At 58.9% G+C, this 9,214-nt stretch carries 6 protein-coding genes; all 6 read left to right on the top strand.

Annotation, left to right across the window (positions count from 1 at the left end; all coding sequences use genetic code 11):
- Positions 1–626 (top strand): AraC family transcriptional regulator (locus tag PCH01S_RS13260; protein ID WP_042229972.1); only part of this gene is annotated, 626 nt, incomplete at its 5' end.
- A 247-nt stretch (positions 627–873) separates the two neighbouring features.
- Complete coding sequence (locus tag PCH01S_RS13255; RefSeq protein WP_042229903.1) at positions 874–2,142, top strand: ABC transporter substrate-binding protein; 1,269 nt, start codon at positions 874–876, stop codon at positions 2,140–2,142.
- A 26-nt stretch (positions 2,143–2,168) separates the two neighbouring features.
- Positions 2,169–3,131 carry a carbohydrate ABC transporter permease gene (locus tag PCH01S_RS13250; protein WP_042229901.1) on the top strand — a complete coding sequence of 321 codons (963 nt, stop codon included), beginning with the start codon at positions 2,169–2,171 and terminating at the stop codon, positions 3,129–3,131.
- A 21-nt stretch (positions 3,132–3,152) separates the two neighbouring features.
- Complete coding sequence (locus PCH01S_RS13245) at positions 3,153–3,962, top strand: carbohydrate ABC transporter permease (RefSeq protein WP_009672023.1); 810 nt, start codon at positions 3,153–3,155, stop codon at positions 3,960–3,962.
- A gap of 149 nt (positions 3,963–4,111) precedes the next feature.
- A complete protein-coding gene (locus tag PCH01S_RS13240; protein ID WP_042229899.1) occupies positions 4,112–5,668 on the top strand; it encodes an MFS transporter in 1,557 nt (518 codons plus the stop codon).
- 2 nt (positions 5,669–5,670) lie between these two features.
- Positions 5,671–9,177: a glycoside hydrolase family 2 TIM barrel-domain containing protein gene (locus PCH01S_RS13235; protein ID WP_042229897.1), complete on the top strand. Its 3,507-nt coding sequence runs from the start codon at positions 5,671–5,673 to the stop codon at positions 9,175–9,177.
- Positions 9,178–9,214 lie beyond the last annotated feature (37 nt).

Here is a 9,214-nt window from a genome sequence, read left to right as displayed (position 1 = left end):
CCACGGCCACACCGGGCCCCGCCACCTGCGCCGGGCGCTTGGCCGCCGGGCTGGCCTCCGCGGGCCTCTGTGCGGCGGCCGCCCTCAGCGGGCAGCATGTGCTGCTGCTCGTGCCGCAGGGAGAGCGGCAGGCGTGGAACGCCCGCCTGTGCGCGCTCAAAGCGGCGGACCCGCAGCTGCGCTGGACGGAGGGCGCGGCGTTCGCCGGCGCGTCCGGCTGGCTGGCGGAGGTACGCAGCCTGCACGGACGCATCGAGCTGGAGACGCGCCACCGCGTGCGCATCGGCGAGTGGCCCGAGCCGATTGCGGCGGCGGTGCGCCTGATCGTCGAGCAGGCGGACTCGCAGCTCTCCGTCGCGGAAGCGGCCCATGAGGTGGGCCTGAGCCGCAGCCATTTCAGCACGCTGTTCAAGCGCGTGGTGGGCGAGAGCTTCGTGGCGTTCACCTGCCGCACGAAGCTGGGCATCGCTTCGGAGCTGCTCGCCGCCTCGAAGCTGACCGTGCAGGACATCGCGGACCGGGTAGGCATGCCGGATGCGAAATATTTCAGCAAATGGTTCAAGCGCTGCACGGGTCAGACCCCGAGTCATTACCGCACGGAACGGCGGATGACGGACGCTCGCTAGCCGGTTCTGTCTGTGCGGTTTCCCGGAAGGGAAACCTTCTTTTTTTTCCCGGTAACGGATCGCCGGATAAAAACACCCCCTCGCGCCGGACGTATTGGCACCTTCCTCATGAGCTGCGCGGAGAGCGGGCAAAGCGGCACTTTTTTTCGGACATTCTTCCGTTTTGAAAACGCTTTATTTGCCGTAAACTGAAGTCAATTCAACGCATTCATCTCATCACACCTAAGATGTTTATGGGGGGAACTTTATGAAAAAGACGCTCGTTCTCGCGCTTACCGGATCGATGGTTACCGCTCTTGCCCTCTCGGGCTGCAGCTCCAAGCAGGGAGAAGCCCAGGGGGGAGGAGACTCCGGCTCCAGCGGAGGCAAGGTGACGCTGCGCTTCGCGACCTGGGATACCGGCGATCTGCTCAAAATCCAGGAAACGATCGCCAAAAACTTCGAAGCGAAGCATCCGAACGTTAAGGTGCAGGTCGAAGCTTACGGGGACGGATTCGATCAGAAGCTGGCCGCTTCAATCGGGGCCAACAATGCGCCGGATGTGATGTACATGTGGGATTTTCCGACGTATTACAAAAACCTCGAACCTCTGGATGAGCGGATGAAAAGCGATGCGACACTGAAGCAGGACGATTTTTACCCGGGACTGTTCAATTACGTCAAGATCGATGAAACCGCTTACGGAATACCGGCAGGGTTTACGACAAGGGTGATGTATTACAACAAAAAGCTGTTTGACGAAGCGGGCGTCCCTCAACCTAAAGAAGGCTGGACGTGGGACGAATTCAAAAGCGCTGTCCAGAAGCTGACGAATCCGGCCAAAAAGCAGTATGGTTTCGGAGTCCGTGCGGAGAACGATCCGTACGATCTTCAGGGAATCGTATGGAGCAACGGCGGCAGCTTTATCTCGGATGACGGCAAAACGATCGAGGGCTACATGAACGGCAAGCCGGCGGTCGAAGCGGTCGGCATGATCGGCGACCTCGTCAAAGCGAAAACGGCCGTGATTGTAGGCGGCAAGAACCAGCAGTCGGGGGACGACATTTTCAAAGCGGGCAAAATCGCCATGTGGGAAAGCGGTATCTGGCCGCTGGACGGCTTCAAGGAAGCGAAGGTCGATTTCGGCACTGTATCCATGCCTGTCTTCCCGGGCAAACCGGTTAAAGGCGTAATCGCCGAATCCGCGGTCTCGATGTCCAAAAACTCCAAGCACAAGGAAGAAGCGTGGGAGTTTATCAAGTACTACGCTTCCGAGGAAGCGATCAAGCTGCGGACAAGCGACCTGCCGGTGCGCAAAAGCATCGTGGAAGGCAACAAGCTCGACCAGGACCCGGTGTATAAGGCGTTCTACACGATGCTCGAAGCGAGCGACAACACCCCGGCTTTCCTGCTCAGCCCGAAATGGAACGAAGTCAACCGCAACTTAACGTCGGCCATCAACGCGATTATGCTGGGACAAAACGCCCAGGATTCGATGGATACGGCCGTCCGCGATTCGCAAAAGTTTTTCAAATAACCCGTTAGGGAAACGGAAGTGAGCCCATGCAACCGAACACCTTGCAGCTTCAAAAAGGCGTGCGGCGCAGCATCTGGAGAAGAGGCAGGCTAACCCCCTTCCTCTTCATTCTTCCCTGGATGATCGGGTTCGTGGCCTTTACGCTCGGACCCCTCCTGTTTTCGCTCGTCATTTCCTTTTACGATTGGCCCATTGTCGGCGAACGAACTTTTGTCGGCTTCCAAAACTATGTGAATATGTTCACAAATGATCCTTTGTTCTGGCATTCCTTGGGCGTAACGATCCGGTTTGCCGCCATATTCGTACCGCTGAATCTGGCTATCGCTCTTCTGCTGGCTGTTCTGCTCAATCAGAACGTCCGGGGAAGCGGGATTTTCCGCACCGTGTTCTATCTGCCTTCCGTCATCTCGGGCGTTGCCCTGGCGATGATCTGGGCTTGGGTGTACAGCGGGGAATACGGCATCCTCAATTATTTCCTGTCCCTGATCGGAATTACCGGTCCGGATTGGCTGCGCGAGCCGAATTGGTCGATGATCGCGATGGTTGCCGCAAGCCTGTGGGCGCAGGGGTCCATGATGCTGATCTTCCTCGCGGGGCTGAAAAATATCCCCGGCGATCTGTACGAAGCCGCCGAACTGGACGGAGCGGGCGCGTTCAAGCGATTTATCCGCATCACGCTTCCCATGCTGGGGCCGACCCTGCTTTTCAACCTGATTACGTCGATTATCGCCGCTTTCCAGCAGCTTACGCTAGCTCTGACGCTCACGGGCGGAGGGCCGCTGAATTCGACTTACTTTTACGCGATGTATGTGTACGAGAACGCTTTTAAATATTTCAAAATGGGTTATTCCGCAGCCAACGCCTGGGTCATGTTCGTGATCGTGCTGGCGCTGACGATGATGGTCTTCCGCTCCACCTCCATGTTCGTCTATTACGAGGGTGAACTGAAGAAGAACAAAGCCCGGAAAACGAAGCGCAAAGCGCTGTAAAGACGATTGCGAGGTGAAGACATGAAGAAAGTACTCACATATGCCCTGCTGCTGTTTTTCTCGCTGCTGTTCCTGATGCCGTTCTTCTGGCTGGTTACGACGGCTCTGAAAAGTCCGGAAGAGGTTTACATGTATCCGCCCAAGTGGATTCCGTCCGAGCTTCACTGGGAGAACTTCGCCAAGGCGTGGACGATACAGCCGTTTAACGTGTTTCTGAAAAATTCGCTGACCGTTACCGTGCTGTGCAACATCGGCCAGTTGATCTCATCCTCCCTGGTAGCGTACGGCTTTGCACGTTTCCGCTTCAAGGGCCGGGACGCCCTGTTCATGGTCGTGCTCGCCACGATGATGATTCCTTGGGACGTTACGATGATCCCGCTTTACATGGAATTTAACTTCCTGGGCTGGATCAATACGCTGAAGCCTTTGATCGTCCCGTCCTGGTTCGGCTCCGCGTTTTACATTTTCCTGCTGAGGCAGTTTATTATGACCATTCCGACGGAGCTTGAAGAGGCGGCGAAAATCGACGGGGCGGGGGATCTGAAAATTTTCACGAAAATTATCATTCCCCTGATGTTTCCGGCGCTCGTGCTTGTCAGCGTCTTCAATATGCTGGACACGTGGAACGATTATCTCGGGCCGCTCATTTTCCTCAACGATGCAAGCATGTATACGCTGACGCTCGGTCTGGCGCAGTTTAAAGGGATGTTCGGCGTCGACATGACGTCGGTTATGGCCGTTACGACGATTATTTGTCTGCCTCCGCTTGCGGTGTTCTTCCTTGCCCAGCGGTATATCGTGGAAGGCATTTCGATGACAGGCATTAAGTAAGGTGATCGAAGCGGTATCTCCTCCGATGTTCTTTTGTGGAGCGGGAATGAATGGGATTAGAGGCTGTATTTTCAATGTGTTTTCAAAATCAAAACCGTAAGCAAGGAAGTTAACTCGCAAGTTTCGGACAGCAAGGGGATTGGACAGATGTGTTTAGTTTTCGCAGCAGCAACACAAGCATGACAACCGGAGTCAGGCGGTTTCTGGCGACGGAAGCGCTGTACGGGATCGGAATCGGGCTGTATTCGCTGGCCCTGAATCTTCACCTGCTGGCGCTTGGCGCAAGCGGCGGCCAGATAGCGAGCATCTCCGCCGTGGGCATTCTCATCATGGGAATCGGTGCGCTGCCCGCCGGTATGCTTGCGGGAAAAATCGGCCGCAAGCCCATGCTGCTGGCGGGTTCGATGCTCGTTGCCGCAGGAGCGGCCCTATTCGCCACCGGACGCAGCCTGCCGGTCTGGTATGCGGCCCAGGCGGTCGCATCAGCCGGATTTATGTGTATCGAGACGACGGAAATCCAGCTTCTGTTCCGGTACTGCCGTTCTCGCCGGGAGGAGAGCCGGGCTTTTCACGGGATGTTCGCGGTGTTCACCGCATTCACGGGACTCGGCAATCTGCTCGGCGGCATCCTCTCCCGGGCGGACGCTTCGGCCGCAGGCCACGCCCCGTCGCTCTATGCTTCCGCCGTATGCATCGCGGTGCTGTCTCTGCTGCGCTTGCGGCTGCTTCCGGCGGAACGGGCTGCGGGCGGCAGCGGCGGAGCGTCGTCGATGGGCGATTCCGGAGACGGCGGCCGTCCGGGACCGGCGGGAGCGGATGCATCCGGGAGCGGGTTGCGTCCCGGAGCCGAAGCCGCGGCGGGAGGCGCAAGCGGCAACTGCGATGCGGCAGAAGCTGAAAGCAGGGGCCGTGACACGACGGATAAGGGCCCCGGGGACAGCGACCGCAGGGAAGCGCCGGAAGCGCCGGAAGCAGCCGCAAGCGAAGCGTGTGACGCCGAAGAGAAGAACGCGTCCCGCAGAGGGCCGGCGAAGCCGCCTGTATCACGCGAGAGACGACCTGCGGGGCGTGTTTCGCGTTTGCCGCAGGGATTTCGCAGGCTGCTCCGCAATCGGTCGCTCTGGCTGCTCGCATCCAACGCCTGCCTGATCGGATTTGTTTTCTCGTTCATCGGCCCGTTTATGAATGTGTATTTGAAGTTCCGGGCGGCATGGGGGGACGATCTGATTTCTTACGTGTACACGGTAAACGGGCTTGTGCTGTTTGCCGCTTCGCTGGCCGCTCCCAAAATCATGGAGCGCTGGGGAGCGAAAGTCGCCTTTACCGGCGCGTTCCTCGGAAACGCGGGGCTGGCTCTTCTGCTCCTGATCGCGCAGCCGGCGCCGGTATTTGCGGCCTTGCTCGTTCTCCGCAGCGGAAGCTTTTCGCTGCTCGGCAATCTTGTAGACAGCGAAACCATGTCTTCGCTGCGCGAAGAAGAACGCAATCTGTACGCGGGAATGCGGGCGGTTTTCCGCTGTATCGGATCATCTTTGTCGACGATGACCGCGGGTTTTTTTATGAACGCAGGCGATTACCACACTCCGTTTCTCATTGCGGGCGTGCTGCTGATCGTGAATTTTATGTATTTCCGCAGCCGCGTGCTGCCTTTAATCATCAAGCGCAACGACAATCTAAGGGGTGAGCCCCAAGCAGGAGGAGCATAGATATGAAGGAACTACATTTGCAGCGCCGGGATTGGGAAAATCTCGATGTACTAGAGCGGGACCGACTGCCGGCCCGGGCCAGCTTTATTCCCTACGGAAAAGAAAAAGAGGCTCTTACTTACGCCGGAGAGCGTTCGGACCGTATGCTGCTTCTTAACGGCACGTGGGCTTTCCGGTACACCGGCTCGCCCGAGGAAGCACCGGCCGGTTTTTACGAGCCGGAGTTCGACGCATCCGCCTGGGACCGGCTTCCTGTGCCGAGCTGCTGGCAGATGCACGGGTACGGCGCTCCCCATTATACGGATTTGTACTACCCGTTCCCGGTTGACCCTCCGCGTGTGCCCGCAGCCAATCCTACTGGCAGCTACCTGAGGGAATTTACCCTGCCGGACGATTGGACGGATAAGGACATTGTTATCCGGTTTCACGGAGTAGACAGCGCCTATAACGTCTGGCTGAACGGGGAGTATGCCGGGTACAGCGAAGGGAGCAGGCTGACGGCGGAATTCGATTTGACGCCTTTTATCCGCAGCGGCCGGAATGTTCTTGCCGTGCAGGTCTATCAGTGGTCGGCCGGAAGCTACCTGGAAGACCAGGATATGTGGTGGCTCAGCGGCATATTCCGTGATGTCGTCCTTACGGCCCGGCCCAAGCTGCATCTGCAAAATATCCGGGTAAACGCCGGGCTGGATGAAGCGTGCAGGCACGGACTTCTCCGTATGGCCGTGACGGTAGCTGAAGCCGCAGGATGCGCTGCGCGGATCGGCGGCCAAAACGGCGAGCATAACGGCACGCAAACGGGTACACAAACCGGAACGCAAACCGGTACACAAATCGGTACACAAAGCGACGCACAGAACAGGGCCCATAGCGATGCACAAACCGGCGCACAAAACGAGACCCAGAACGGTTCTCAGACCCGGACGGGGTCAGCAACTGACACGGCTAGCCGTCCATTCACTTTAGCTTGGAAACTCCAGGACCAAAAAGGGAACCTTATCGACTCGGGGGAAGAAAACGGGATTGCAGGCAGCGGAAAAACAGACGGAATCGCAGGAACGGATAAGGAGCGGTCATTTACGATTGAAGCCGAAATAAAGGAACCCCGCAAATGGTCCGCGGAAACGCCTTATTTGTATGACCTGATCGTCACTCTGCTGGACGAAGAGGGAGAGGTGCTTGAAACGACAGCGCTGAAAACCGGATTCCGCCGCATTGAGGTCAAAGGCGGCCTCATGCTCGTTAACGGGAAAGCGATTCGTCTGCGCGGAGTGAACCGTCACGACCATCACCCTGATACAGGCAGAACCGTCACACCGGAGACGATGGAGAAGGACATCCGGATGATGAAGCGGCACAACATCAATGCGGTGCGGACGGCTCACTACCCGAACGACCCGCGCTTTTACGACCTGTGCGACCGGTACGGCCTGTATGTCATGGATGAAACCGATCTGGAGACGCACGGCTTCGAACTGATCGGGGACGCTAACCGGCTCAGCGCCGATCCTGCGTGGAAGCATGCCTATGTGGACAGAATGCGGAGAATGGTCATGCGCGACGAAAATCACCCTTCGATTATCATGTGGTCACTCGGCAATGAATCCGGTTTTGGATGCAATCATGAGGCGATGTACGAGTGGTGCCGCTCCTACGATCCATCGAGGCTCGTTCATTACGAGGGGGACCGCGAAGGGAAAGCCTGCGATGTGTTCAGCACCATGTACTCGTCTCCCGAGAAAATGCGCGGGTTTGGGGAAATGAAGGAGCTGGACAAACCGCATATCTTATGCGAATACGCCCATGCCATGGGGAACGGCCCCGGCGGGCTCCAGCACTATGAGGAGCTTTTCAGAACGTATCCGAGGCTTCAGGGAGGTTTCGTCTGGGAGTGGATCGATCACGGTCTGCGGCGGAAAAAAGAAGACGGCCGCGAATATTTCGCTTACGGCGGGGATTACGGCGATCAGCCGAACAACGGAAACTTTTGTATCGACGGACTCGTAACGCCGGACCGCATGCCGTCTCCGGGTCTGATGGAATACAAGAAAACGATAGAACCGATTTCGGTAGAGATCGCAGGATGGGAGCCGGGCAACAACGAAGGAGCCGCCGAGCTGATTATCCGGAACCATTACGATTTTATCTCGCTTCAAAACTTCCGCTGCACGTGGAAGCTGGAGGCGGACGGCCGCCTCGTTGGCGGGGGGGCGGCCGAGCTGCCGGACCTGGCCGCCGGAGAAGAGGGAACTCTCCATATTCCCCTTTCTGTGCCTGCGGCAGATGAGGGAGGCCCGGTCGAGCACTGGCTGACCGTGCGCATCGTGCTGGCCTCCCCGGCATCTTGGGCGGAGGAAGGCCACGAGATTGCGTGGGCGCAGTTTCCGCTTCATGCCTGTTCCGAAGAGGCGGCAGGAGCGGCGATAAATTCCGACGCCGAATCTCCCGCAGCAGCTTCAGAAGGCCAAATGGCGGCTTCACAAGCATACGGAGGAGAAGGATCTGCGGCGGATAACGCGGCTGTTCCGGCTGGCGTACCCGGAGCGGCGCTTGGGCATCAAGAGCCCGCCCCGGCAGCCGCCGCAGCCGCCATCCGGGTCGAAGAAGCGGACCGCCTGCTCACCTTGACGGGAGGGGACTTCGCGCTCGTCTTCGACCGGGGAAGCGGGCGCATCGCCTCCTGGCGGCACGCGGGCACCCCGGTGATCGCCGAAGGCGGCGGACCGCGGCTCGCCTTGTGGCGCGCACCGATCGACAACGACATGTACGTTGTCGCCGACTGGCGCAAGGCGTGCGTGCATATGGCGGCCGACGATGTGCGCGGCAGCGGCTGGGAGCGGCTCGCGGACGGCTCCGTGCGCGTGAGTGTCTCCATCCGCACGGCGCCGCCCGTGTACGCCTGGGGCTTCTCCTGCACGTGGGTCTACACCGTTCGTCCCGATGGGACGGTGGACTTGACCGTGCAGGGCGAACCGGACGGCACGCCGCCGGATATGCTGCCCCGTATCGGCTTGCGGATGGAGCTGCCCGGCAGCATGGACCGCGTGACCTGGTACGGGCTCGGTCCGGGGGAATCTTACCCGGACAGCAGACAAGCCGCGCGGATGGGCTTGTACGACGCCGCGGTCGACGACCTGCGCTTTCCGTACGTCAAGCCGCAGGAAAGCGGCAACCGCTCCGATGTGCGCTGGGCGTATCTGCGCGGCGTGCAGGGCTCCGGGCTTCTGGCGGCCGGACAGCCGTCCTTTGACTTCGGAGCCAGCCGCTACACGCCGGAGGACCTGGAAGCGGCCTCCCACGAGTGCGATCTCGTTCCGCGCGATTATGTCACGCTTCATCTGGATTACAAGCAGAACGGGCTGGGCAGTAACAGCTGCGGGCCGAAGCAGCTTCCGCCGCATGTGCTGGAGCCGCAAGCTTTTCGGTTTGCGGTACGGCTGGGGCCTGTATCCGGCGATGCTCATCCTGAACAGACAGCGGCTGCGCTTCGTTCCGGCGGCATAAGCTGAGCAAGAACCCTTTCAACCAAACACGTCCGATGCTCCT

The organism is Paenibacillus chitinolyticus NBRC 15660, from assembly GCF_000739915.1.
GTDB lineage: Bacteria > Bacillota > Bacilli > Paenibacillales > NBRC-103111 > Paenibacillus_F > Paenibacillus_F chitinolyticus.
The sequence above is the reverse complement of the archived record's forward strand: the minus strand, read 5'-3'. Positions and strand labels throughout refer to the sequence as shown.